The 24,425-nt window shown below is 60.4% G+C and carries 18 protein-coding genes; 9 read left to right on the top strand and 9 right to left on the bottom strand.

Features of this window, described 5'->3' with window-relative positions:
• Positions 1–89 precede the first annotated feature (89 nt).
• Both JIN84_RS07820 and JIN84_RS07825 read left to right on the top strand, forming a co-directional pair.
• Positions 90–3,962, top strand: coding sequence for a beta strand repeat-containing protein (locus tag JIN84_RS07820; RefSeq protein ID WP_200350481.1), 3,873 nt, complete (start codon positions 90–92; stop codon positions 3,960–3,962).
• Positions 3,963–4,288: 326 nt separating this feature from the next.
• Entirely contained in the window at positions 4,289–7,009 is a 2,721-nt protein-coding gene (locus JIN84_RS07825; RefSeq protein ID WP_200350482.1) for a LamG domain-containing protein, read from the top strand.
• Between the two features lie 118 nt (positions 7,010–7,127).
• Here the strand turns inward: JIN84_RS07825 and JIN84_RS07830 are convergent, their stop codons facing one another.
• From JIN84_RS07830 to JIN84_RS07845, 4 genes are all read right to left on the bottom strand, one after another.
• Positions 7,128–7,589 (bottom strand): hypothetical protein, encoded by a 462-nt coding sequence (locus tag JIN84_RS07830; protein WP_200350483.1) that lies wholly within the window; start codon positions 7,587–7,589, stop codon positions 7,128–7,130.
• A 146-nt stretch (positions 7,590–7,735) separates the two neighbouring features.
• Entirely contained in the window at positions 7,736–8,602 is an 867-nt protein-coding gene (gene tsf / locus JIN84_RS07835; RefSeq protein WP_200350484.1) for a translation elongation factor Ts, read from the bottom strand.
• A gap of 78 nt (positions 8,603–8,680) precedes the next feature.
• Positions 8,681–9,364 (bottom strand): 30S ribosomal protein S2, encoded by a 684-nt coding sequence (rpsB, locus tag JIN84_RS07840; protein ID WP_200350485.1) that lies wholly within the window; start codon positions 9,362–9,364, stop codon positions 8,681–8,683.
• Between the two features lie 230 nt (positions 9,365–9,594).
• Positions 9,595–10,185, bottom strand: coding sequence for a hypothetical protein (locus JIN84_RS07845; RefSeq protein WP_200350486.1), 591 nt, complete (start codon positions 10,183–10,185; stop codon positions 9,595–9,597).
• Between the two features lie 155 nt (positions 10,186–10,340).
• Between JIN84_RS07845 and JIN84_RS07850 the strand changes: the two genes are divergently transcribed.
• From JIN84_RS07850 to JIN84_RS07860, 3 genes are read left to right on the top strand one after another with little or no spacing between them, the layout of a single operon-like run.
• Positions 10,341–12,377: a hypothetical protein gene (locus tag JIN84_RS07850; protein WP_200350487.1), complete on the top strand. Its 2,037-nt coding sequence runs from the start codon at positions 10,341–10,343 to the stop codon at positions 12,375–12,377.
• A gap of 42 nt (positions 12,378–12,419) precedes the next feature.
• Positions 12,420–12,764, top strand: a complete 345-nt coding sequence (locus JIN84_RS07855; protein WP_200350488.1) for an SH3 domain-containing protein — start codon at positions 12,420–12,422, stop codon at positions 12,762–12,764.
• Between the two features lie 4 nt (positions 12,765–12,768).
• Positions 12,769–14,928, top strand: a complete 2,160-nt coding sequence (locus JIN84_RS07860) for a hypothetical protein (protein WP_200350489.1) — start codon at positions 12,769–12,771, stop codon at positions 14,926–14,928.
• Between the two features lie 92 nt (positions 14,929–15,020).
• Here JIN84_RS07860 and JIN84_RS07865 read toward each other — a convergent pair whose 3' ends face one another.
• Together JIN84_RS07865 and JIN84_RS07870 are read right to left on the bottom strand one after the other, a co-directional pair.
• Positions 15,021–15,197 (bottom strand): hypothetical protein, encoded by a 177-nt coding sequence (locus tag JIN84_RS07865; RefSeq protein ID WP_200350490.1) that lies wholly within the window; start codon positions 15,195–15,197, stop codon positions 15,021–15,023.
• Between the two features lie 591 nt (positions 15,198–15,788).
• Positions 15,789–16,055, bottom strand: coding sequence for a hypothetical protein (locus JIN84_RS07870; RefSeq protein WP_200350491.1), 267 nt, complete (start codon positions 16,053–16,055; stop codon positions 15,789–15,791).
• 125 nt (positions 16,056–16,180) lie between these two features.
• Between JIN84_RS07870 and JIN84_RS07875 the strand changes: the two genes are divergently transcribed.
• The 4 genes from JIN84_RS07875 (at position 16,181) to JIN84_RS07890 (ending at position 19,847) form a co-directional block, all read left to right on the top strand.
• A complete protein-coding gene (locus JIN84_RS07875) occupies positions 16,181–17,023 on the top strand; it encodes a hypothetical protein (RefSeq protein WP_200350492.1) in 843 nt (280 codons plus the stop codon).
• 235 nt (positions 17,024–17,258) lie between these two features.
• Positions 17,259–18,965: a 30S ribosomal protein S1 gene (gene rpsA / locus JIN84_RS07880; protein ID WP_200350493.1), complete on the top strand. Its 1,707-nt coding sequence runs from the start codon at positions 17,259–17,261 to the stop codon at positions 18,963–18,965.
• Between the two features lie 127 nt (positions 18,966–19,092).
• A complete protein-coding gene (locus tag JIN84_RS07885; protein ID WP_200350494.1) occupies positions 19,093–19,296 on the top strand; it encodes a hypothetical protein in 204 nt (67 codons plus the stop codon).
• A 110-nt stretch (positions 19,297–19,406) separates the two neighbouring features.
• Positions 19,407–19,847 carry a hypothetical protein gene (locus JIN84_RS07890; protein WP_200350495.1) on the top strand — a complete coding sequence of 147 codons (441 nt, stop codon included), beginning with the start codon at positions 19,407–19,409 and terminating at the stop codon, positions 19,845–19,847.
• A gap of 77 nt (positions 19,848–19,924) precedes the next feature.
• On the opposite strand, the gene JIN84_RS07895 is transcribed toward JIN84_RS07890, so the two are convergent.
• From JIN84_RS07895 to JIN84_RS07905, 3 genes are all read right to left on the bottom strand, one after another.
• A complete protein-coding gene (locus JIN84_RS07895) occupies positions 19,925–23,089 on the bottom strand; it encodes a hypothetical protein (RefSeq protein ID WP_200350496.1) in 3,165 nt (1,054 codons plus the stop codon).
• Positions 23,090–23,184: 95 nt separating this feature from the next.
• Positions 23,185–23,613, bottom strand: a complete 429-nt coding sequence (gene rpiB, locus JIN84_RS07900; protein WP_200350497.1) for a ribose 5-phosphate isomerase B — start codon at positions 23,611–23,613, stop codon at positions 23,185–23,187.
• Between the two features lie 18 nt (positions 23,614–23,631).
• Positions 23,632–24,309 carry a histidine phosphatase family protein gene (locus tag JIN84_RS07905; RefSeq protein ID WP_200350498.1) on the bottom strand — a complete coding sequence of 226 codons (678 nt, stop codon included), beginning with the start codon at positions 24,307–24,309 and terminating at the stop codon, positions 23,632–23,634.
• Positions 24,310–24,425: the final 116 nt, after the last annotated feature.

A 24,425-nucleotide genomic window follows, 5' to 3' on the forward strand; every position in this document is an offset into this window, starting at 1 on the left:
ATCGTATTGATTCGGCGGGATTCAACCCCGTAGTTTGCGACCCCATCGAAACGGTCCCCCATTGGCTGTTTCCCAAAAATGCAAACCCGATGAAACCCAATCCATTTCAAATTTTCGCGCTGTCAGCCCTTGCGACAGGACAGATCCATGCGGCGGTGGTCACCTTGAAAGCCACCGGTGATGCCGCGAACACCACCTCCTTCAATGCCGGTACAAACTGGTCGGATGCGACGGCCCCCTCCGCGCTGAACACCTATGTGGTGGCGAACCTCAACACCGGGGTGTTCCTGCGCACTCCCACGGATGGAGCAAGTTACACTTTCCAGGGAGCGTCCCTGGAAATCGGAACGGCGGGAGGAATGATCTACAAGGGAACGGCCGCCACCAATACCTACACCATTTCCAACCTGATCCTCAGCGGAGGCCTGGTCCGCAGTGGCGCCGGATCGACCAACACCATGATCCTTGCCGGCGGAATCACGGTCAATGGCACCGGATCGACGATCCAGACGGACCAGAGCCCCTACACCATCGATTCGATTGTCACCGGGACCGGAGCGCTGACCACCACGGGTGGCTACACGCTCACCTTCAACGGGGCCAATACCTACACGGGAAGCATGACTGTTTCCACCGCGGGAAACCTGGGGACCGCGCTGGGGACGAACCTCTCCAGCACCAGCCATTGGAAGTTCGTCGTCGGCACGAACGGCGTGAGCAACAAGATCACAGGAACCGGCAAACTGAGCCTGAACGGCACCTTCGACATCGACGTGGCGGGAGCCAGCACATCGGTGGGAAACAGTTGGACGCTGGTGGCGGCCTCCACCCTCGCCGAGACATACACCTCCACCTTCAATCTCGCCAATTTCACCAGCGATGGAGGGGCGGTCGGAGCGCGGGTTTGGACAAAACCGATCAACAGCACCACGTTCTACCGCTACAGCGAGGCCACCGGCGTGCTTTCCGTCTTCCAGTCCGACACGGATGGAGACGGCCTCTCCGATCTTTGGGAAGACCAGTATTTCGGCAACAACGACGGGACGGCCACCACCGCGGAACTTGAGCTCCAGACGGGCTCCGGCGATCCGGACGGGGATGGCGCGTCCAACGTGGACGAACAAACCGCGGGAACCAATCCGAACAGCGCCAGCTCCTGGCCGGACACGGATGCGGACGGGCTCAAGGACAGCTGGGAAATCGGTTTTTTCCAGAACATCACGGCACAGAACGGGGCGGGCGATGCGGACGGAGACCTTGTCACCAACCTGCAGGAATTCCTCGCGGACACATCTCCCACCGATCCCACTTACTGGCCGGACACGGACTTCGACGACATGAACGACGGGTGGGAACGCACCTTCTTCGCCGGAAGCCTGTCGCATGATGGAACGGCGGACAGCGATGGCGATCTCTACACGGACCGGCAGGAGCATGACGCGCACACGAATCCCAGCGATCCGACTTCCACGCCGATCTCCTCCAAGCTCAAGAACCGTTGGAGCTTCAATGGAAACCTCAACGACTCCGTGGGCGGCAGCCCGGCGACCATCGTCGAGGTCGGTGCCAACGACGTGGCTTACAACGACGTCACCACCCCCACCGGCATCACCATGACAGGTGGGGTGAGGACGGCGGCTGACTATGTGAAGCTCGGGTCCAACCTGCTGCCGAAAGGCATCACCCCGGTGACCATCGAGCTATGGGCCAGGCAGAATGCCATCCAAAACTGGGGGCGTATCTTCGATTTCCATTCGGGCACCACGGAATACCTGATGATGGCGTGGACCCGTGCCGCCGCCGATGCCTCCGACCAGGTCGAGATCGTCGATACGGGGGTGGTATCCAACAGCCCGGATAAAATCCAGCCGTACGGCATCACCACGGAGCACCACATCGTCATGACGCTGGAGCCGCTGGCGGGCGACTCCGGCCGGATGAGGGTGAGGGTTTACTCGGCACCCTCCGGCGCGGCGGACCTAGGGGGGGCGAAGGTGAGCTTCAACACCGCGGCCAATCTGGTGAACCTGAACGACGTCGTCAACGCGCTGGGATACTCTCCGTGGCCCGGAGATGCCACCGCATCCGCCACCTACAACGAGGTGCGGATCTGGAACGGCTCCCTCGTTCCCGCCGTGCGCGAGCAGCTTCACGACCAGGGGCCCGACAACGCGACCATCGCCGACAGTGACAACGACTTCCTTTCGGACGCATGGGAGATCACCCATTTCGGAAACCTGACCGCCGCCAACAGCCTGGGTGACAACGACGGCGACACCATCAACAACCGAACCGAATACCTCGCGGGCTCCAATCCGAACAACGCCATTTCCACGCCGGATGACACGGATGCCGATGGTTTGGAGGACTCATGGGAAATCACGTATTTCGGAAACGTCGCGGCTCAGAACGGCACCGGCGATCCCGATGGGGACGGCTACAACAACGAGACCGAGGAAACGGAAGGCACCGATCCGACCGTTTCCGAAGACACCGATGGGGATGGTCTGGTGGACACCTGGGAGATCTCCTTCTTCGGGAACATCACCGCCCAGGACGGCTCCGGTGATCCGGATAACGACACCTTCAACAACGAAGCCGAGGAGACGGCGAAGTCGAATCCGACCGTCACCCTTTCCATTCCGGATGACGTCGATGGAGATGGACTGTCGGACACGTGGGAAATCAAATACTTCACCAACCTGACCGCCCAGAACGGCGGCGGGGATCCGGACGCGGACACCTTTTCGAACGAGGCGGAGGAAACGGCCGGATCGAACCCCACCGTCGCCACCTCCGTGCCGGGCGATACCAACGGCGACGGACTGCCGGATGGTTTCCTGTTCGTCACGCCGGATCCGCTGGGCACCAGTTCGTTCAATTCCGGGACGGGTTGGAGCAACGCCGCGGCACCGGCCGCCGGAAACAATTATCTGGTGGCGATCCAAAACCTGCGCACGCCGGGCGATGCGGAACCGTATACCTTCGCCGGTGACAATCTGGTCCTGACCACCGGCGGCACCCTGGTGGTCAAGGGCACCGGGGTGGTCACCATCCCGCATTTCGGACTCGACGGCGGAACCGTCAACAATGCGACGGGCACGAACGTCGCGATCACACTCGCAGGCGAGTTCCGGATCACCCGGTTGTCGGAACTGTGGGCGAACAACAACAGCATCATTGTCAACGCGGTGGTCACGGGGAACAAGGACCTGAACATCACCCGCAGCGGCACGGCGAACACGGTCACCTTCAATGCGGTGAATCCGTTCACCGGAAATCTGAACGTCACGGGCGGGTTCGTGCTGGGTTCCACCGGAAGCCTCGCCTTCAAGCCGGGTGCGTCGACCGTCACGAACGCGGTTCTCGGCGTGGGCACGGCTGTGTTCGACGGCGCGTTCAACATCGACCTCGGCTCGGCGGGAACGGCGGTGGGCGACCACTGGTCGCTCGTCAGCGCGGCCACCCTGACGGAGACCTATTCCGCGACCTTCCATGTGACGGGCTTCACCGCGGATGCGGCGGCTCCCGGAACACGCAAGTGGACTTCGGGCAACTACCGGTTCGACGAGGCGACCGGCGTGCTCACCCGCATCGAGGCAACCGGAGACACCGATTCGGACGGGATGGCGGACACCTGGGAGAGCACCTGGTTCGGCGGTCTGGGGCAGACCGCCACCGGCGACTTCGATGGTGACGGAACGAACAACCTCACCGAGTACCGCCTCGGGCTGGTGCCGAACAGCGGAACCTCGCGCTTCGCCGTGACGAGGGCCGCCAATGGAACACTCACCTGGCCGAGCGCCGTGGGGGTCACGTTCGTCGTGCAGCGCAGCCAGACGCTGGCCGCCGGAAGCTGGGTGGATGTCCGCACGGTGCCCGGCACCGCCGGCACCGCGAATTTTTCCGATGATTCGCCGCTCTCCGGAAACGCGTTCTACCGGGTGCTGCTCCAGCCCTGAGACCTGGTCGCTCAGCTGCCAATACTGGACCGGAGCCGGAAACGGCTCCGGTCTTTTTTTGCGTCTTATGGAGCGATCGCTGGGCTTTCGGATCAAAACGGGGAAGGCGGGTGGAATCGTGTCTTATATATGGGAATCGAATGATTACATATGTTGTGAGGTGTGATGGTTTTTATCATCTAATATATTTATCTTTTCTGTGGATGTCGCGGGGTGGTGACGGTGGTTTGTGGCATTTAATAGGGTTTTTAGGCCTGTTTTCTGCTCAACGTATAACAAGGTTTTCTGCCAGAGACCTTCATTTGTTATATTCAAAAGTAATTATTATGAAATCGGTCAATACTCATGTTTTCCCCGGATGCCGGTCTTCCGTCATCCGTGTCTCCGGTGCCGCGGCCACCTTCGCCGCGCTGGTTTTCATCGATCCGGCCCATGGCGCCGAGGTGACCCTCAACGCAGCCGCCGGTGCCGGGGACGCCATCAACACCAGCTCGTATGCGGCGGCCCTGAACTGGTCGGACGGCCAGGCACCTTCGCCGGGAAATACCTACACCGTGCCGGCCGGCCGTTCCCTGCGCACGACCCTGGATGCCGCCACCGACCTGCCCTTCGCCGGGGACTCGCTGACGGTGTCGGGAAGCCTGGTCTACAAGAGCGGGAATGCGGCGGCCAATATCAACACCGTCACGATCAACAATCTCACCCTCAACGGCGGAACCATCAACAACGCTTCCAATTTCGGCGCGCCCTTCATCCTCGCCGGAAACGGCATCGCCATCGCCGGCACCGCGGCATCCACGATTTTCTCCAACAATGCGACGATCACCGTCTCCGCGCCGGTCACCGGTAGCGGCGCCTCCCTCGTCCTCTCGACAAACAACACGCTCGGACGCCAGGTGGTCCTCGCCGCGGCGAACACCTACACCGGGAACATCTCGGTCAACGGCCTGAGCGGGGTGGTTCTCGCCACCACCGGCAGCCTCGCCTTCAAGATCGGGGCCACCGGCGTGAACAACACCATCAGCGGTGCGGCGGCCAACGTGCCGTTTGTCTTTGAAGGGACCTTCGATATCGATCTTTCTTCCGCGGGAAACGTGGTGGGAAACAGCTGGACGCTGGTGGGTGTCTCCTCGCTTGCCGAGACATTCGGCGGCACCTTCAACATTTCCGGCTTCACGGAAAACGAGAACATCTGGACCTCCGCCGACGGGAAATACCAATTCCTGGAATCCACGGGGGTCCTCAGCCGCATCAATCCGGACAGTGATGGAGACGGCATGCCGGACGCCTGGGAGATGCTGCATTTCAAAAACCTGGACGAATTCGCGGGCGGCGATCCGGATGGCGACCTGTCGTCCAACCTCATGGAGTATCAGGCCGGATCCGACCCTAACAACGCGGCCTCCTATCCGGACACGGACAACGACCTGCTCAGCGATGGGTGGGAAATGGTGTATTTCAACAGCCTGGAGCAGACCGGCGCCGGAGATCCCGATGGCGACTACAACTCCAATGCCATCGAATTCGCCGCCGGCACCGTTCCGAATTCCGACTTCAGCTATCCGGACACCGATGCGGACGGAGTGGGGGATGGCATCAACGATGGTTGGGAGATCCATTACTTCGGCTCGATCGCCGCGTGTGATCCGGAAGCCGATGCGGACGGAGACCTGTTCACCAACCTCGAGGAGTTCTCCGCCTTCCCGATCACGAACCCGATCGTCCAGACATCATCCCCGGACAACGACATGGACGGAATCGCGGACGGTTGGGAGGTGAAATATTTCCGGGTCGGCCAGGAGGGGCTGGAAGCCGTCACCGCCCGTTGCGCTCCTGCGGACGACGTGGACGGGGATGGCTTCACCAACCTGATGGAATACAAGGCGAATACGAATCCGCTGCTTGCCACCTCATTCCCACCCCTCGCCTACTGGCGTTTCGAGGAGAGGACGACCGGTGTCGTGCCCGTGGGTGACAACAGCGGCGGCAACCAGAAGGATACCGTCCTGGACAGCACGGGCCTTGGCAACCACATGATGACCTGGAGGGACTATACCTCCCCGCTTTATTCCACGGTGGTTCCCTTCGCCACGGTTCCGCTCACCTCGGCGGCGAACACGGCCTCGCTGAATTTCGTCCGGGACCCTTTGAACCTTTTCATCACGGACAACGTCTATACCACCAGCGGCGTGGAGCTGAACAGCCACGTCTTCAGCGCCTTCACCATCGAGGCCAGCTTCAACACGAACGTCACCAATGCCTGGCAGGTCGTGATCGGGAAAACCGGCAATCCGATCGGAGGCCAGCCGCCTTTCTCGCTGAAGATCCGGGCCACGGACAACAAGCTCGTCGCGGGCATTGTCGACGGTGCGGGAACGGCGAAGGAGGCCGTCAGCTCCCGTGCGATCACCACCAACACGTGGTTCTCCGCCACGGTGACCGCCAGCGCCACGGAGCTGAAACTCTGGATCAAGGGAGCAGCGGATGCGAATCCGGTGCTGGAAGCCACCACCGCCATCAACGGGGCGTTCTACAACTATGCCGGGGTCAACTCGCCATGGGTCGTCGGCCTCGGCAAGTGGGCCGGTGCGGATGCCGATCCCTTCGGCGGCTACATCGACGAGGTCCGCATCAGCGCGAGAGCGCTCCCTCCTTCGGAGTTCCTCATTCCGTTGGTGAGCAACGACGCCGATGCCGACGGCATGGACGACACATGGGAAACCGCCAGCTTCGGCGGCCTCGGACAAACCGCCACAGGCGACTTCGATGGAGACGGTACGAGCAATCTGACGGAATACCGCCTGGGACTGGTTCCCAACAGCGGCGCCTCGCGGTTCGCCGCGACGCGTTCGGCCGCGGGCCTGATTTCCTGGCCGAGCGCGGTGGGGGTGAAGTTCGACGTGCAACGCAGCACCACCCTGGCCGCCGGTAGCTGGGAGACCGTGAGCCCCGTCGCGGGCATCGATGGCACGCCTGGGACCGCGAGCTTCACCGATCCCTCGCCACCGCCAAGCGGCGCCTTCTACCGGGTCGTGCTCCGTCCTTGAGCGACGCCCGCCTGAATAAAAAAACCGGAGCCTGCGAGGGCTCCGGTTTTTCATTTGGATCGCCCGACGCCGCCGGTCTCTGGGGAGAGATTGTTATGGCGGCGGCTGTCGTGCGAAATCAGACGGCGGTGGAGATGGCCAGCCGGAGGCGGTAGTCGCTCTGGCGGGTTTTCCTGCCGGCGTAGGGCAAGGGATTGAGGCTGCCGATGGAGACCAGATAGGACTTCGGAATGCCCATGGTGCCCTTCGGATATTTCACCGCGAAAACATGGCTGTTCGGTTCTTCGTCGGTATGAAGGCTGACGATGCGGGGCTTGCCGGAGCCCACCTTGACACGGAGGAGGACCTCCGCGTCGCCGGCGGTAATGCAGCGTGCGTTGATGGGGCAGCGATGGTCCTTTTTCACGCTGAGAAATTTGATGCTGAGATCCTTGTCGAAGTGCAGGGTCTCACCCACCTTGAGAGGCTTGTTTTTTCCTGTCTTTTCAGGAGTCGGTGTGGCGGCGCTGGATCCGGGAGCGATGAGGCTGCTGCCGAGCGCGGTCAGGACGAGGGATTTGAGGAGGTGGCGGCGGTTCATGGGGGAAGGGTGGTTTCGGGTTTCATGATGGAATCCGCGATCCGTCCGGATTCCGGATCACGGAGAAACAAAAAAAACACCCGCCTCCACAGGGAGACGGGTGTTTTTGAAAGGGTGGCAGGCCGGAAGCGCCTGTCCCGTGTCACTTATTCGCCAAGGCCGAAGCGGACGAAGCGGGTGACGGTGAGGGTGTCGCCGAGCTCCTTGCCCTTGTTTTCCAAGAGTGCGGAGATCTTGACGTCGGCATCCTTCACGAAACCTTGCTCGAGGAAGCAGCTTTCGGCGAAGAACTTGCCGATCTGGCCCTTGAGGATGTTCTCGATGATGTTCGCGGGCTTGCCTTCGGCAACCAGGCGGGTGCGGAAGATGTCCAGCTCGTTGTCCACCACGGATTGCGGGATGTCGTCGCGGGAAAGACCCTTCGGCGCGCTGGCGGCGATGTGCAGGGTGAGGTCCTTGATGAGCTCCTTGAAGCTGTCCGAGCCCTTGGTTTCCGCCTTGGTGGTGCCGACTTCGATGAGCACGCCGACCTTGCCACCGAGGTGGATGTAGGAGGCGACCACACCGCCGGGAGCCGCGTCGTAGCGGACATACTTGCGGAACTGCAGGTTTTCACCCACTTCGCCGACCTTGGCCTTGATGGCTTCGTCGATCGACTGTCCGCCGTGCTGGTGGGCGAGGGCGGCCTCGTGATCGACAGCGGTGGTGGCGGCGAGCGCGTCCGCGATGTCTCCGACGAAGGCCTGGAAGTTCTCGTTCTTGGAGACGAAGTCGGTCTCGCAGTTGATTTCGAGCAGGATGCCGGCGGTGGCGTCGCCATTGACGCGGGCGGTGATGACGCCTTCGTTCGCGGCGCGGTCGCTCATTTTCGCGGACTTCATGATGCCACGCTCGCGGAGGAGCTTGATGGAGGCCTCGATGTCGCCGTTGGTCTCGGTGAGGACTTTCTTACAGTCCATCATGCCGGCGTTGGTCTTGTCGCGGAGTTCTTTGACGATTGCTGCGGTGATCATTTTTTAAAATGTGGTTGGTGGTAGAGAGAAAAAAGGCGGCCCGCCGGTGAGACAGGCCGCCTGATGATGGGTTCGGAATCAGTTTTTGCGACCGGCGACCATCGCGTCCACCAGGTTCTGGAGGATGATGCGGATGGAGCGGATGGCATCGTCGTTGCCCGGGATCGGGAACTGGACGAGGGCCGGGTCGGCATTGGTGTCGACGATGGCGATGATAGGGATGTTCAGGCGGCGGGCCTCGGCGACGGCGATGGTCTCACGGGCGGAGTCCACGATGACGACGGCGTCCGGCTTCTTGTCCATGTCGCGCACGCCACGGAGGTTGCGGAGGAGCTTTTCGCGCTCGCGGCCGAGGGCGGCGAGTTCCTTCTTGGACATGGCCTTGAACTCAGGCTGCTTCTCGATGTTTTCGAGATACTTGAGGCGCTCCACCGACTTGCGGACGGTGAGGCTGTTGGTGAGCATGCCACCCAACCAGCGGTGGTTGACGTAGTGTTGGCCGGTTGCTTCCGCGGCTTCGCGGATGGCGTCCTGGGCCTGGCGCTTGCAGCCGACGAAGAGGACTTTTTTGCCTTTTCCGACGAGGTCCGCGAGGAAATCCGATGCTTTATCAAGCTGTTGGACCGTTTTTTCGAGGTCGATGATGTAGATCCCGCCTTTGTCCTTCATGAGGAAGGGCTTCATGCGTGGATTCCATTTTTTCGTCTGGTGACCGTAGTGGACGCCTGCGTCCACCATTTCGTTGATGAGTTCGTTAATCATTTGGTAATCAATGTTTCCCGCCTTGGAAATCAGGACGGGCGATGGTGAGGATCTGCCGTATGGAATCCCTCCGGATCTTCGTTGGTGGATAAGACGGCTTGAAGAGGGGCGGGGAAACTGGGAAATCGGCTTCGCTTTGGCAAGGGAAATCCCGCGCCGGGCCACAAGAGATCCGGCGCGATGCGGAGGCTTCGTTTGAAGGTCCGGGGGAAGGGCCCGCGGTCAGCCGCTCACTTCAATTTCGCGATCGCGGAGAGATCGAGCTTCTCCGCAAGGCTGACGAGTTCGGTCTCGCCCGCACCGCCTTCGCCGACCAGTTCCACGTAGATCCGCTGGTCCAGCACGATCTGCAGCTTGTCCTCGCCATCCATCACGGCGGTTTCGCCTGAGATTTTGTGGATCTTGCGGCCCGATATTTTCAGCAGCTCATCGTTGACGAAAATGGGCAGCAATTGGGCGACCAGCGGCGAATCCTTCACCACTCTCGCCGTGACCCGCTTGTCCCCGGAAACGTAGGTCCGTGACACCGAGGCACCGCCACCGATCGCGGAGGTGTCGTCGTTCTTCAAGCTCTCGCCTTTCCAGGTTCCGGCCATGTCCGGCAGCGTCGCGCCCACCTTGGCGGAACCTTTTGCATCCATGATCTTGAGAAGCTCGCGCAGCTTCGCCGTGACCGCCTCGTCATCGCCCTTCTTGTAGGCGGTGAAGGCCTGGCGCATGCCCTCCTCAAACGGGTCGGCTGGCTTGGGCGCGGCAGGCTGGGCGGAAAGCGGCAGGCCGACGGCGAGGGAGACGAGGGAGAGGGCGAGGAGTGTTTTCATGGTTGGTGGGGTTTTGAAAGGCGTACCGATAAAGTGGAACGGCACACATTTCAATCCCCCGATTCGGGCGTTTTTCGCAAAATCCGCCACCTTTCCGAGCCCTATCTTGATTTTCTCCGGGGATCACGGCTTGCTCTCCTTCCGATTGGAAACCCATGGATGATCCCAAAACCAGATTCATTGAGGCGGCGGTGCGGACGATTTCTGGCAACACCGAGTCACGGCTTGCCGTGTCCCGGTTCCTTGAGGATCGGCTTGAAGAAGGTGGTGTCCAAGCGGAACAAGCCATCAAGCGCTGGGATGAGCTCGACGCCCTGCGGCGCTTTCCCATCTGGCGCATCACCTTGTTCGGTGTGCTCTTGGCGGTTTCCGCCATTGTGCTGACAAAGAGCTATTCGGAGTGGCAGCAGTTGAGAAGCATATCAAAATCCATTTCAGCAATGGTTGGTGGAGCTATTCTTTCTGAGGAAGAACCCCTTTCTCTGGGTAAAAAGTCACTCACGGCTGATGAGAGACTGATTCTGTTTGGCGACGAAACGCAGTCTTCGAAAACTGGAAAAGCGAAGGCGATCTGGGACCGTCATCCGGACAGCCCGGCTTATTTCGCCCAATACGCCGAAGCTTTCCTCTCCGAGAACGAGAAGCTGCCTGATGACTTTCTGGACACCGCCCGTCGGCTTGATCCTGAGAATGCCTGGTTTCTTTATCTGGCAGCAGGTGTGGAAGCGCGGGATTGTGTGAAAAAGAAAGATAGATCCGCCGAGCAAAAGGCCGCCGGCAAGGCCCCGGAGTGGGAGATTCTGAATGCCGGAAGCTTGGGAGAGGCCATGCGATTGTTTCACGAAGCGCGGAATTTGAAGAATTGCGATGGATACAAATCTCTCTTGATGCGGGAGAAAATCCCGTTGCTGGCGCAGGACAATAAAATCGAATTGTTCGGAGCTGTAGGTTATGTGGCAGGAACGTCCGCTTCCGACCTGATTTCGCTGAGAAAGCTGGGAGAGGCAATTTCAGCGCAGGCGGGACACTTTGCATCGGAAAACGGCACGACCGGGTTTCGGGAACTGATGGCGGATTCGGAGGCTTTCAATCACAAGGTTCTCTCCATGGAATCAAACACGCTGGTGGAGGTGCTCGTTTATCGGGCGATCATTGTCACTGCTTGCAGGGGATTTGCCGGCGCGGCGAAGGTGTTGGGACTTCAGCCGGAAGCGGAGCGCTACCAAGCGGTTGATGATCGACTGAGGGAGGCTCGGGAATCGCTCAAAAACCGCGACCTCCTGATCGATGGTCACGATTTTAAAAAGAAGGCGGGAATTTTCGAAGGGCTGACCACCCCCATGGTTCACAGGCAGGTGGTGAATCCACCTCCGATCACGGATGAGGATTTGAAACCGGGGAGACTGCTGGAGCATGAAATCATCTCGATGTTGTGTGCGTGTGCGGTTTATATGTTCCTTGGTGGTTTCCTTGGGTTGGTCTGGATTTCGGGATTTTTCAGGAAAACCCCGATCCGGCGGCTTGCGGCTCGATTTGAATCTCTGATGCGGCCGATAGATTGGATGTGGGTGATCGGGGCCGGGGTGGTCCTGCCGATTCTATTGGTGATGATTCTCAATCGACACACTCCTCTGGGGGGGCGGGATTTCAGTGTTGTCGCCCTCAGGTTTCTACCTCCTCTCGCCTCCTTCAATGGACTCGGGCTGCTGCTGCTCATCCTTCCCATCCTGATCATCCGCTGGAGGCTGTCAGAAAAGTGCGGCAGCTTCGGTCTTGTCTGGCGTCATTCTTGGATCGGTTGGATTGCGGCGGGTTCGTGTCTTCCCCACATGATGGTGGCCGGTTACGCGGCACCACTGGGTATGATCAAGTGGGTGAACGTCGCGGCGCTGATTCTCCTCGTTCCACACCTTTGGTTGGTCGCCGTGGGTATCCGCGCGTGTTTCGTGGGGCCCACCTGTTCGTTGATGAGCGCGACCGTCGCCCGCATGTTGGTTCCCACCTATGCCAGCGCCATGCTTCTCATGATAGGCCTGGTTCCTGTTTTCAAAGCTTGCGAAGCATATTGGTTCCGCCGGGAGGCGGCACTGGTCCTGGACGCGAAATTTCCCGGTATGGGGACTTACGAATACAAGGTAGCGGTGCAACTGCAGAAGGAGACACGCGCGCAACTGGAGGGCGTCGTGAAATGAACCATCGCCTTTTCCTCCGGATCTGATTTCCTGATCCGCAACATGGCGACATTCATTGCAAACGCGGATTACGAGGAAAAGGACAGCGATCCCATCAAGCTGGAACCGGGGGACGAGGTGACCGTCGGTGTCGCGGACCGGGCGTGGCCGGGCTGGGTGTGGGCGGCGGACCGGGATGGCAACGACGGCTACGTGCCGGAGGAAATCCTGGAGCCGTTGGGCGAGGGGCGGTATGCTGCGATGGAGGCTTATGATCCCACGGTGCTGACGATCCGGCGCGGGGACAGGATCGAGTCGCTGCGGCAGATCCACGGCTGGCACTGGTGCCGGAACGAACGTGGCGATGAAGGCTGGGTGGGGGGATACCTGCTGAAGCCGGTGGAGTGAACCTGTGGAAGCTCCCAGACACGATCCGCTCATCGAGGCTGCCATCCGGACCACTCCGGGTGAGGAGGAGCGCCGCCAGGCGGGCGCGGCCTATTTGCAGATGCTCCGTGAGAACCGGACGGGTGGGGAGTCGGAGATCATCGGGCGGTGGGGGCCGGGGAATGAGAAAAGGCCGGCGGTCCGTGCGAAGGCGATCCTCGTCGCGGCTTTCATGGTCCTCATCGGTTGGGCGGCGTTTTTTGATTATCCCGATATCTACGAGGTGCTGACGGGCAGGGATGTTTTCTCCAGATACGCCAGCGGGGCCGCGGCGATGGAGAAACGTCTGGTGGTCTCTGCCAAAATGGATGCGGATCAAAAGTTGCTTCTGTTCGGCGACCTGTCGAAAAAGGATCAGATCAGCCGTAAGGAGGCGCTTTATCTGAGCGATCCGGACAATCCCGCCTATCTTTCGGAATATGCCCTCGCCTGTCTGGCGCAGGACAAGCCGCTGCCTCCGGATTTTCTCGAAACGGCCGGGCGCATTGATCCCGACAACGCGTGGTTTGTCTACCTCGCGGCCGCAGCCGAATTGAAAGGCTTCGGGTGGAGGGAGCGCAAGGCGGGTTGGGGGCATTGGAACGAGGGTTGGTCGGTATCCACCGAGGCGGCTTCCTGGTTGATACGCGACCGCAAGCGGCTGGACCGCGCAATGGTGATCCTGCGATCCGCCCGGCACCAGAGCGCCTATCAAACGTATTTTTCGGAGATGCTGGGCAAGCGGCTGGCCATTCTTCCCCAGCGAAATCCGAGGGAACGTGCGGATTCCTTGGAATATTTGAATAGTGTGAACTTCGCGGCCGGACACATCCGTCTCATCGCCGACGCGATCGCGGCGCGGGCATGGCTGGCGGGGGTGGAGAAAAATGAGGGAAATCTGCTGGCGGCGGGTCAGGACGCGGAGCGCTTGATCGAAAATTCGATGGGCGTCGAATCAGGGGCGTTGATCGACGAAATCGTCAACCGTCATTGTATCTTGCAGATGGCGGAGAATGTCGGCCCCGCTTGCGAACAGTTGGGACTAGCCGACAGCGCCGCCAAATGGCGGCGGATCAAGGACCGTCTGAGCGCATGGGATGGGGCCCGGGCCGGCGGGAAACTCGTCGTCGATGGCGTTGCCCTTCCTGTCGAAATGAAAACGGGTATCATTGGTGAACATGCTTCCTTGACGGTCCTGCACGAGTGGGTGGCGGAGCAACCAGCTCTGAAGGATGACGACATCGCCCCCAGGCGGTTGCTCGATCACGAGTATGTTTCCCACATCGGTTTTTATATGGCGCTGGGTGGACTGGGGGTGGTCGGCATCATGCTGTCGCTCTATCGTTTTTTCACGCCGAAGGTGACCCGCGGACTCGCCCTGCGGATGGCCGTGCAGATGACGCGCGTTGATTGGCTGTGGACGCTCGGACTCGGGATCTTCCTGCCGTTTGTCGTGGTGATCATCATCAACCGGCTCACACCGCTGGGAGGCCGGGATCTTGGGATTGTCGGGAATCTGGGATTGCTGCCCATGGCCCATTTTTTCGCACTGCTGGTGTTGTGGCTCATCGTGCCGGTCTGGGCGGTTCACTGGCGGTTGGGAACGCGCCTGCGGATTTTCGGATTCGGAAACTGGAACACGTGGGTGACCGGGTTCGCCGTCGCCTGTGCGGCCGCTTCCCTTTTTGTCATCAAATGGGCGGTCGTTACCGGGACGGTCCCCGAGCTTTGGACGCGCGAGCTGGATTATCCGCATTTCATCATCGCCGGACGTACCGCGTCGGAAGCCCCGCTATGGATCGCGGCGGGACTTTTGATTGTCCCCGTGCTGTGGTTGCTTTACGGAACGGGAGCGGCCTTGCTGAGCGCCACCCGCCGGACGCTTTATCGCGCGACCGCCGCCCGTGTCCTGATTCCCGTTTATGCCAGTGCGATGGCGCTCTGCCTCGTGGCGGCCCCTTTTTACAAAATGATGGAAAACCATTGGTTCCTGCGGGATGGGATGAACCGTTTCGATCCCCAGATGCCTTCCTGGTCGCGATACGAGTACCGCGTCGCCACGCAGGTGCGGAAGGAACTGCGGGAGGTGATGGGGAATGAGGGATCCATCCCCCGCACGCAGAATCAACTCCCAAGGGAACGATGAAACCAAGCAACGCCTTTTCCGCCGGGTAGGATCTTGAAAATGGGAATTTCAAAAAATCGTTTTCTGGAAGCGGCGACACGACCGTTCGGCGATCAGGCCGAGACGCGGGTTGCGGCGAACGTCTGGTTGGATGAGGCCGTCCAGGCGGATGACGCGGAACTGGATGAGGCGGTGAAGCGGTGGGACGAGGTGGACGGAAACCGCCGCCGACGGGCCTGGAAAGCGGCGTTTTCCGGATTGGTGGCCCTGGTATCATTGCTGGTGGGCATTTCATGTTGGGAGAACACGTGGAATCATCTCCGTTCCGCACGGATTTTAATCACCCGGGATTTTAGAGATAACACGGGAGCGAGGGAGCGGATCCTGCCAAGGCTCACCGAGCTCGGGAAATCGTTGTTTCCGGAAAGCGGTCCCGTTCGCGGGGGCGGGTATGCCAAGGAAAAAATCTGGAAGAGCCACCCGGAAAATCCCGCGTATTTCGCCGAGTATGTGCGGAGCTTCAAAGATGAAAAGGACTACCCTACGGGAGGGTTCCTGGAGACCGCCCGGAAGTTGGATGGGAACAACGCATGGTTCACCTACTTCGCGGCGGAGCAGGCGGCGAAAGGAGCGCTGGAACAGAATCCGGACAAGAGCTGGAAAATCCTCGATCAGGCCAGGTTCGACCGGGCGGTGGCACTGTTTCGCGAGGCCCGCACGCAGACCGTGTGCGAATCATACGCGGCGGAAATGCTGGCCCTCCGGATCGCGGCCCTGCCTGCCGGGAACTTTCCTGAATCCTTCGACAAATTGATGGTCCTGGCATCGGCGGATACGGTGACATTTTCGATTTTCTTGAATGTTCAATCCCTTGTTTGTGCTCAATCGTGGATGGCGGCGGAGTCGCACGATGTGGCGAAATTTCGTGAGGTTTCCCAGGATGCTGTGAAGTTTCTCGCGGACATTTCCTCCATCAGGGTGGAGACACTGTTTAACGAGGTGATCAGCTTCGGTGCCGCTGCCAGTGTCAGCACCCGGCTTTCGAAGGACGCGGAGAGGCTGGGGTTGTCCGCCGAAGCGGGATACTGGAAAGCCGTGCTGGCGAGGCTGCAGGAAAACAAGAGAGCCAGGACATCAGGGATATTCAAGCTGGATGGCCGGGAGGCGGATCCGGTGGAATTCGAACCGATTTTGTTGAACACCACCTTGGGGGGGGGCGAGGGCGGCGAAAAATCCTCCCGCGCTGGGTCGGGCGGATCTGAAGCCGGGATGGATGGTGGATCATTTCTTCGCCGCGCGGATTTCGGGTTATGCGACGTGGTTGTTCATGGTGCTGTGCCTTGGAGGTGCCGCGCTATACAGGCTGCGCGTGGGTGGGGTGCCGCGCGGGATCTCGCGTCGTGCGGTCGATCTGCTGGACCGGAAGGACTGGGCGTGGATCCTCGGCGCGGGCGTTTTCCTTCCATTTGTCTATGTCATGGTGGTCATTTTCGCGACGCCCCTGGGTGGGCATCATTCCGGGCTGAAGGGGACGGGCCTGTTATCGCCCTTCGGGCAGTTTCTGGGATTATGGCTGCTGTGGATCACGGTTCCGGGGCGGATCGCAGCATGGAGGCTCCGGAGCTGGGCGGCGGTGCTGGGATTCCCGAAGTCCGGCTGGTTGGGATGGATGGTTGCCGGCGCTGCGGTGGTGTTTGTTCCCATGGCCGGGTATGCGGCCATCTCCCATTCGTTCCCCGGTTTCTGGAGGGATTGGCTGGCTGAACATTATCTCGAAATCGTGGAGCCGTGCGTATTTCCTGTTTCGTTCTGGATCGCGTCGGGGCTGGCGGGGGCGGTCCTGTTGGCCATCTTGGGAAGAATGTCGTTCGCGGTTTTCACCCGCCCGGACCGGATGATTCCCCGTGCGGCCGTTTCCAGGGTGCTGACTTCTGTTTTCGCGTCCGCCCTGTTGCTCACCGCCCTGGCTATTCCGGTGTTTCAAGCCTGCGGGCAATATTGGTTCGTCAGGGACACCTTGGTGAAATGTGACCCGGCGTTGCCCAGGTGGACCGGCTATGAAGCGAAAATCGCCAATCAGGCGAGAAAAGAGCTCCGGGAGGCTCTCGGGCTTTGATTTTTTTGACTCACTACCAAGTGGTTATATCCGGACTTGCGCATGGGACTCTGGCCAAAACCTGGTCTTTTCCTGCGTTTGGCCTTGCCATACCCGGTCCGGAGGCTAGTTTCGGCGTCCGTTTTTCTTTCTACTGGCAGACGGTTGGCGCCCCGGTGTCTGTCAGTTTTATCTTCCGGGGCAATCGCAGGAAGGAAACGCAACCAACAACACAACCCCAAACCAAACCAAAATTATGGCTTACGCATGTGCGGAACCCACTAACACTGAACTGAACGAACTCATCGATTCCAAGTTCCGCGAATTTCGCGAAGGATCGATCGTGAAGGGCACGATTCTCGAAATCCGCCCGCAAGTCGTCCTCGTCGACATCGGCTACAAGTCCGAAGGCGCCATCCCATCGAACGAGTTCGAGGATGAGGAAATCGAAATCGGCGACGAGATCGAAGTGCTTCTCGAAAAGCTTGAAAACGACGAAGGCATGGTCGTCCTCTCCAAGGAAAAGGCCGCCCACAAGCAAAACTGGGAAAAAATCGTCAAGGTTTTCCAAGACGGCGGTCTCGTCCGCGGCAAGGTCAAGTCGGTCGTCAAGGGCGGTCTCACCGTCAACGTCGGCGTCGAAGCCTTCCTTCCCGGCTCACAAGTGGACATCATTCCACCAAAGGATCTCAACGAATACGTCGGCAACGTCTACGAATTCAAGATCGTCAAGGTCAACGACGAGCGCAAGAACATCGTCCTTTCCCGCCGCGAGGTCATCGAGGCCGAGCGCTCCGAACTCCGCCAGACGTTCCTCCAGGGCGTCAAGATCGGCGACAAGGTCACCGGTGCGATCAAGAACATCACCGACTTCGGTGCTTTCGTCGACCTTCAAGGCATGGACGGCCTTCTCCACATCACCGACATGTCGTGGGGCCGCATCAACCATCCTTCCGAACTGCTTCACATCGGCCAGAACGTGGATGTCATCATCCTCGACGTGGACAAGGACAAGGAGCGCGTCTCCCTCGGCCTCAAGCAGATGTCCGACAATCCATGGGAAGACATCGAGCGCAAGTACCCCATCGGCCACAACGTCAAGGGCCGCGTGACCAAGCTCCTGCCATACGGCGCGTTCATCGAGATCGAGCGCGGTGTCGAAGGCCTCGTGCACGTTTCCGAGCTCAGCTGGGTCAAGCGCATCACCCGTCCTTCCGACGTCCTTGAGATCGGCCAGGAAATCTCCGCGGTCGTTCTCGGCATCAGCATCGAGGAGCAGAAGATCTCCCTCGGCGTGCGCCAGCTCGACTCGAACCCATGGGACGAGATCGAACTCCGCTACCCGGTGGGCGCCACCATCAAGGGCCCTGTCCGCAACCTCACCGCCTACGGTGCGTTCGTGGAACTGGAAGAAGGCATCGACGGCATGATCCACGTGTCCGACATGTCCTGGACCCGCAAGATCAACCACCCTTCCGAAGTTCTCAAGAAGAACGACGAAGTGGAAGCCGTGGTGCTCGCCATCGACAAGGCGAACCAGCGCGTCTCCCTCGGCATCAAGCAGACCGAAGGCGACCCATGGAGCCTCATCGACAGCCGCTTCAAGGTCGGCGACCTCGTCAAGGGCACGGTTGCGAAGATCGCATCCTTCGGCGCGTTCGTCTCGCTCGACGGTGACATCGACGGCCTCATCCACATCTCGCAGCTCAGCGAGGACCACGTGGAGAAGGTCAAGGACATCATCAAGGTCGGCGAGGAGATCGAAGCCCGCGTCATCAAGGTGGACAAGGTCGAGCGCCGCATCGGTCTCTCGATCAAGGCCGTCAACTACTCCGACGAGCAGTTGAAGAAGGAAAGCGCCAGCTTCGAGTCCCTCCGCCCATCCAGCGAGATGGTCGGCCTCGAGCAAGCGTTCAACCTCGCCGCCGCCGCCTCCGAAGACTGGAGCCCGGGTCAGGACTAATCAAAACCGCGGCGGCCTCCGGGCCGCCGCGACACCTCAAGGCCGATCCGGGAAACCGGATCGGCTTTTTTGTTTCCCGACGGGAATCCGTTTACAAATCCCGCCGATCCCTCCTAACATCGCGGCCATGAAGAAACCCGTTCTCTGCTTCTGCGCCGCTCTCGCCATTTTCGCCCCTTCATGCGCGCCAAACGCCCGTGAAACGGCGGAAGACCAGGCGAACAAGATGCGCCAGCACCGCATCGCGCCTTCCGAAGATGCCGTGGAAACCAAGCGCACGAGCGAGGGATATCCGCTGCCATCCGCGAGCGACAGCACGTGGCGGTTCTGATCCCGGTCCGATCGCGATCGGTTGACACGCGTCGCTCCTTGTCCGCCGCACGATTGGCTGGCCAAACGCTCCTTTTTGATCGATACTTGTGCGCTGTCTGAAGCGCAGGCATGGGAAATTCACCAGATCCATCGACCGACTTTATTCAAACCGGGGATGACCATCACTTCCGTCGGGAGGATCGGGTTTGCCGTTGGCAACGTATCTCAGGGCACATCGCGGAGCATCCCGAAGAACTTGCCATCGTTCTCGGCAATATCGACCGCTGGCTTGCGCTCGGCCGGGTTCACCCGGCTCCCCTGCATGAATGGCGGGAGCGCATTCACGCCGCGCGGCGTTCTCCAGACGAATTCCGTGCTTTCCTCGATTTTCTCTCGGCGCCGAATCACGACACGGAGCGGATCAAATCCTGCTCTCCATTTGTGGGGCTCACCAGCCATGCCGGTTCCATCAATAAGACGACGTGGGAATCTGAAACGGGTGCTCCTCCGTTTGTAATCCAGCCCTTCAGGGCGTCTTTCGGGCGCACGGAAGACGCCTTAAAAGGCTAAACTACGTGCGGGAAATCTCTCGTAAGCATGCGCACCGGTAATTGAGAATCACGTTATTTGCTGGAACCGGTATCCGTTCATTCCCCGGAAGATCCGAGGTCCTTCAGCCACGTTTTCGCGTCGGTGGAGTAGACCGGCATGGGGATCAGCGAGAGAGCGGTGTCGATGGCCTCCCGACGCTGAGGCCCGGGCAGGTTGCGGATCTGGCCGGCGGCGAGATCCGTGAGTTGTTCCGCTAGAGGAGAACGGTGCTGTTTCTGGCCAAACGAGGTGGGATGGGCCGCGACGAAGCATGTCCACAGCCGTGCCCTGGCTGCGGGATCGGTCTCGGACCACAGTGCCGTGATCTCCCGGGCGACGTGGTAGCGTTGGCCGACGGGACTCTTGAACCCGCCTCCGTAGTAATCGGCGCCGTCACCGTCGCGGACGCCGGGACCTTCGGAGGCGAAGGCGGCGATGTCCGGCGCGAGGCTGCGGAGATCGTAGGCGAGGGCGTAAAGAAAGAGATCATTCATCGAGCCGTTGCTTTTGGTGAAGCGCGGACGGATGAAGTCGGCGAGAAGCCGGCTGCGGTCCGTCCGGTCTTTCGCCATCCGCACGATGGCTTCGAACCCCTCGGCCAGGGCGTCGTCCACGATGCCGGGGGTGGTGGTGATGAGTTTCAAATGGCCGGCGGTTCCGCCGGCTTGGGAAAGGGCGAGGACGGCGGAGGCCCGGGTGTTGGAGCCATATTCGCCCCGCTGGGGTTGTTTGATCTCCCGTACGAGGAGCTCGGTGAAATCGTCAAGCTGGGCGGGTGTCAGTGTGAGTCCGGCCAGTTCGGACATCGCGCTGCCCCGCCGGTAGAGTTCGGCCTCCTTGTCCTTGATGAGGGAGATGAGGAGGGGGATGTCTCTGGCGATTTCGTCCGCTTCGTGCTCGCGATGATAGGAGGTGATTTCAAGGATGAGGGCCTGGCGGTCGGCAGGAGATAGGTCTGCGATGACGCGCTTGGCGAAGGTAGGGGCTCCCGAGACCAGTGTTTGGAAAATCGTATTGCGGGATTTCTTGTCCGCCTTGTTGAACTTTCCGATCATGATTGCTGCCCACGCTTCGGGATTGTTCCTGAGAACTTGGTTGAGGGCCCAGCGGGAGTCCGGACCGTCCGCCGTGGCGGCTTTCGCCAGATTGGCGGGATCCCCTGCGAGGCGAAGCTGACGGATGACGCCCGTCAGTGGCTCCCTGAGTATGGCGGCGGGAAGGAATTTGCGCTTGTCGCCGAGTTTCCAGTAGCGTTCCTGCGCTTTTTCATCCTCAGGACTCTTCCCGTCAAACGGACTGCCGGAAGGGTCGTCCTGCACACGTTTCCGCAAGGCGTTGTATTCCTTGTCCTCATCGGTGACGGCGGGAAGGGCCGCGAGCAGGGTTTCCAGTGCGGGAAGAAGATCCGTGAGGGCTTCGTAGCCGGCCGCATAGGCCAGCCTTTCCAGCGCTTGGGGCGGGATGGGTGATCGGGCGTGTTGAGCAAGGATGGCGGCAAAGGAATCCGACAGTTGCCGGCGGGCTTTGGCATCGACCCGTGGGGTGAGGCGATCCTTGGTCGAAGTGGCGAGGTTTTGGAAGCCGATGTCCGGTGCGGTTTTCCACCGGTCCCCGAGTTTCTCCGGGAGGCTTTCTCCGACCAGGAATCCGGAGAGATTGGTAAACACATTTCGTGTGTACCCTCCTCCCCAGTTCCCCGAAATGGAAGACGCCGCCCAGACGGTGCCGCTGGCTATTTCACGAGGAGGCTGATCCGAATACAGGGTGAGGGTTCCGTGCCCGTCCGCCGTGGAGCTGACGTTGCCGTAGCCATCCCTCTCGCTTTTCCGGGGTGAAAACGTGCGGATGCGATCCAGCCAGAAAATGGTGTCCGCGAGGAACCGGGCTTCCTGGCTGGTGAGCTTGATGACGCGCACATTGTGCATCGGCTGGTCCGCCCAGGGATTCCGCCCGACCGCTCCGATGGTGTTGTAGCCGAAGACGATGAGGCTGGGGTCCTCCACTCCGAAGTGCAGGGCGGTGAGGCTCGAGCTGAAACTATAACATCCGGACGACCCCCAATCATATACCAGCCATCCCGATGAGGGCGGCGCGATGCCATTGCGGTCATCCACGGCGAGCATCCATTTTTCACGGTGGGCGGGGATGCGGTTCTCCCCGGCAAGGGAGAGGGCCGCCTGTTTCGCGGGGAGATCCCAGAATTTTTCCGGCAGACGGGTGGGGAATGAATCTTCGGGATAATAGTCATCCCGTCGTTTTTTCCCTAGGAAAAACGCCGCGGTTTCCGTGGTGGGACGATCTTTGAATGAAGTGAAAGTATAAGGGAGCTGGTTTGAAACGGGAGGAGGTGTTTTTTCCGGGTCCTCGTCCGATGGCTCTTCGTTGACAGGATAGCCAAGCCCTCCTGCCTTGGCGATGGATGCGAGCGTTTCGCCCGGCTTGACGACACGGATGTGAGACCGGGCGGGGATGTCTCCCGCCGAATAACGTTTTGCCTCCGCATCCCAACGGAAGGTGAACCGGCGCTGCTCCCGTGGATCGGTGGCGCCCTCGGGTCCGAAGCCGATTTCAGCAATGCCATCCTTGTCATCGTCGAAACAGGTGAAGGCCCATTCATTCCCATCGTCGGCGGATTTCGGATGCCAGTTGAAAATGACTTCAAGCAGGGTGCGGGGCGTGGCTTCGAGGGTTCTCAGTTCGAACACCGAGACGGAATCATTCTTCGCTCCGTCGACCGAATGGCTCGAGGCATCCGCCCGGTCCAGGATGCCATCCTTGTCGAAGTCGAAATAATAGCCCTCGCTGGTGTAATCGTCTCCATCGAAGGGACGGATCTCCCCACCCTTGGAATTGAAAATCATCAGGACCGCGTCACGCACCGGATCAAGGTCAGGTGTGGTCCGGAACGGAGCGGGATTCGCGACGATGGAGAAGAGCTCTTCCGGTTTCTCCGTCTCATATTCACCATCGATGATCGACCCGACGGATGATTGATACTCCCGGGAGGCGGTGAGCACCAACAGGGGGGCGGCACCGTTTTTCTGTGGTGCGGTGAGAAGCCTTGTTTCAGTGAGAATATAAGATTCGGAGTCGGTTTTCGTCAGCCGGATGACTTCCGCCTCGCGTTTGGAAGGATCGCGCAATTTCGCCAGATCCGCGGTTTCGAGGGACTCCGCGTGGGCTGCTACGGAAGCGAGCACGAGGGCGACGAGAGGTTTCATATGAAATAAGAAAACCGCTGTGGGGATTTATGGGAAGTGAAACCTTGAAAGGCTTGGAGTCCGTGGTCGCAAGACGCGCCTTCACATTCCCATGATCATTCATCGATCGCCCGGATGCGGTCCACGTGGCGACCGCCTTCGAATCCGGTTGTTAGAAAAGTGTCCACGATGGCGAGCGCGGTGGGCAGGTCCATCATGCGTTCGCCGAGGGAGAGCACGTTCGCGTCGTTGTGGAGGCGGGTGAGTCTGGCGGATTCGATGTTCCAGCAGAGGCCGCAGCGCACGCCCTTCGTCCGGTTCGCGGTGATGGCTTCGCCATTTCCCGAGCCTCCCAGCACGATGCCGCGTTCGTACTGCCCGGCCGCCACCGCCTCGGCGACGGGCCGGATGTAGGTGACATAGGAAACGGATGCCTCGGAGTCCGTGCCGAAGTCGGTGACATCATGGCCGGTGGATTGCAGGTGCGCGATGATTTCCTGCTTGTAGCGGAACCCGGCGTGGTCGGAGCCGATTGCGATTTTCATAAGACGATTTGATAAGTTTCAATGGGTCCACCATTTCGAGAGACATTTCTCGGTCGGTTGTGGCAGGGCTTGGCCGGTGGCCGAGTAGTGGGAGGTGTCGTTGAACAACATCAGCCGCGCGCGGACAGGACCCTTGAAGTCCACGATGTTGAGAGCGGCGGGATCCTGGTCGAGATTGTCACGGTAGCGGCGCGGATCGAAGCCTAACAAGGAACTCAGCAGCAGGCGGATGGTGGCCTTGTGGGAAACCACGATCACCGAACCTCCTTCGTGGTGGCGGACGATTTCGATGAGGGCGGGCAGCGCCCGGGCCGTCACCTCCAGGCCGCTCTCGCCGCCTTCCGGCGCGAAGGTGTAGGGATCTTCCTCCCACGCGGCGGCTTCGGCCGGATACTTTTCCTCCACCTCATGGCGGGTGAGTTGTTCCCAGTGCCCGTGGGAAATCTCGCGCAGTCCGTCGCGCGGCTGGATCTCCATGTGATGGGGGGCTGCCAGGATGCGCGCCGTTTCCATCGTCCGGCCGAGGGGAGAGGCATAGACGGCGGCGATCGGGATTCCCGCCAGCCGGTCCGCCAACCGCCCCGCCTGCCGGCGTCCCTCGTCCGAGAGTCGCACGTCGGTGGCTCCTGCGAAACGATCCTCCGCCGTGAGGGTGGTCGCTCCGTGGCGGATCAGGAAAATGCGGGTCTGTGGCATCGGCATGGGATGGGGAAAGGATCGGACGGCGGAAGCTTTAACACAATCCATGCCGGACCGCAGTGTGAAATCCTCGGAAGGCTCGAATTCCCGACGGCGTTTCATCGCGAGCGGAA

The organism is Luteolibacter yonseiensis, from assembly GCF_016595465.1.
GTDB lineage: Bacteria > Verrucomicrobiota > Verrucomicrobiia > Verrucomicrobiales > Akkermansiaceae > Luteolibacter > Luteolibacter yonseiensis.

Excerpts from the sequence above, each read along its gene's own strand:
- JIN84_RS07820 (WP_200350481.1), top strand. The coding sequence starts at position 90 with ATGAAACCCAATCCATTTCAAATTTTCGCGCTGTCAGCCCTTGCGACA.
- JIN84_RS07825 (WP_200350482.1), top strand. The coding sequence starts at position 4,289 with ATGAAATCGGTCAATACTCATGTTTTCCCCGGATGCCGGTCTTCCGTC.
- JIN84_RS07830 (WP_200350483.1), bottom strand. The coding sequence starts at position 7,589 with ATGAACCGCCGCCACCTCCTCAAATCCCTCGTCCTGACCGCGCTCGGC.
- tsf (WP_200350484.1), bottom strand. The coding sequence starts at position 8,602 with ATGATCACCGCAGCAATCGTCAAAGAACTCCGCGACAAGACCAACGCC.
- rpsB (WP_200350485.1), bottom strand. The coding sequence starts at position 9,364 with ATGATTAACGAACTCATCAACGAAATGGTGGACGCAGGCGTCCACTAC.
- JIN84_RS07845 (WP_200350486.1), bottom strand. The coding sequence starts at position 10,185 with ATGAAAACACTCCTCGCCCTCTCCCTCGTCTCCCTCGCCGTCGGCCTG.
- JIN84_RS07850 (WP_200350487.1), top strand. The coding sequence starts at position 10,341 with ATGGATGATCCCAAAACCAGATTCATTGAGGCGGCGGTGCGGACGATT.
- JIN84_RS07855 (WP_200350488.1), top strand. The coding sequence starts at position 12,420 with ATGGCGACATTCATTGCAAACGCGGATTACGAGGAAAAGGACAGCGAT.
- JIN84_RS07865 (WP_200350490.1), bottom strand. The coding sequence starts at position 15,197 with ATGCCCACCAGCAATGATACCAGGGCCACCAATCCGGAAAACGCCGCT.
- JIN84_RS07875 (WP_200350492.1), top strand. The coding sequence starts at position 16,181 with ATGGTGGATCATTTCTTCGCCGCGCGGATTTCGGGTTATGCGACGTGG.
- rpsA (WP_200350493.1), top strand. The coding sequence starts at position 17,259 with ATGGCTTACGCATGTGCGGAACCCACTAACACTGAACTGAACGAACTC.
- JIN84_RS07885 (WP_200350494.1), top strand. The coding sequence starts at position 19,093 with ATGAAGAAACCCGTTCTCTGCTTCTGCGCCGCTCTCGCCATTTTCGCC.
- JIN84_RS07890 (WP_200350495.1), top strand. The coding sequence starts at position 19,407 with ATGGGAAATTCACCAGATCCATCGACCGACTTTATTCAAACCGGGGAT.
- JIN84_RS07895 (WP_200350496.1), bottom strand. The coding sequence starts at position 23,089 with ATGAAACCTCTCGTCGCCCTCGTGCTCGCTTCCGTAGCAGCCCACGCG.
- rpiB (WP_200350497.1), bottom strand. The coding sequence starts at position 23,613 with ATGAAAATCGCAATCGGCTCCGACCACGCCGGGTTCCGCTACAAGCAG.
- JIN84_RS07905 (WP_200350498.1), bottom strand. The coding sequence starts at position 24,309 with ATGCCACAGACCCGCATTTTCCTGATCCGCCACGGAGCGACCACCCTC.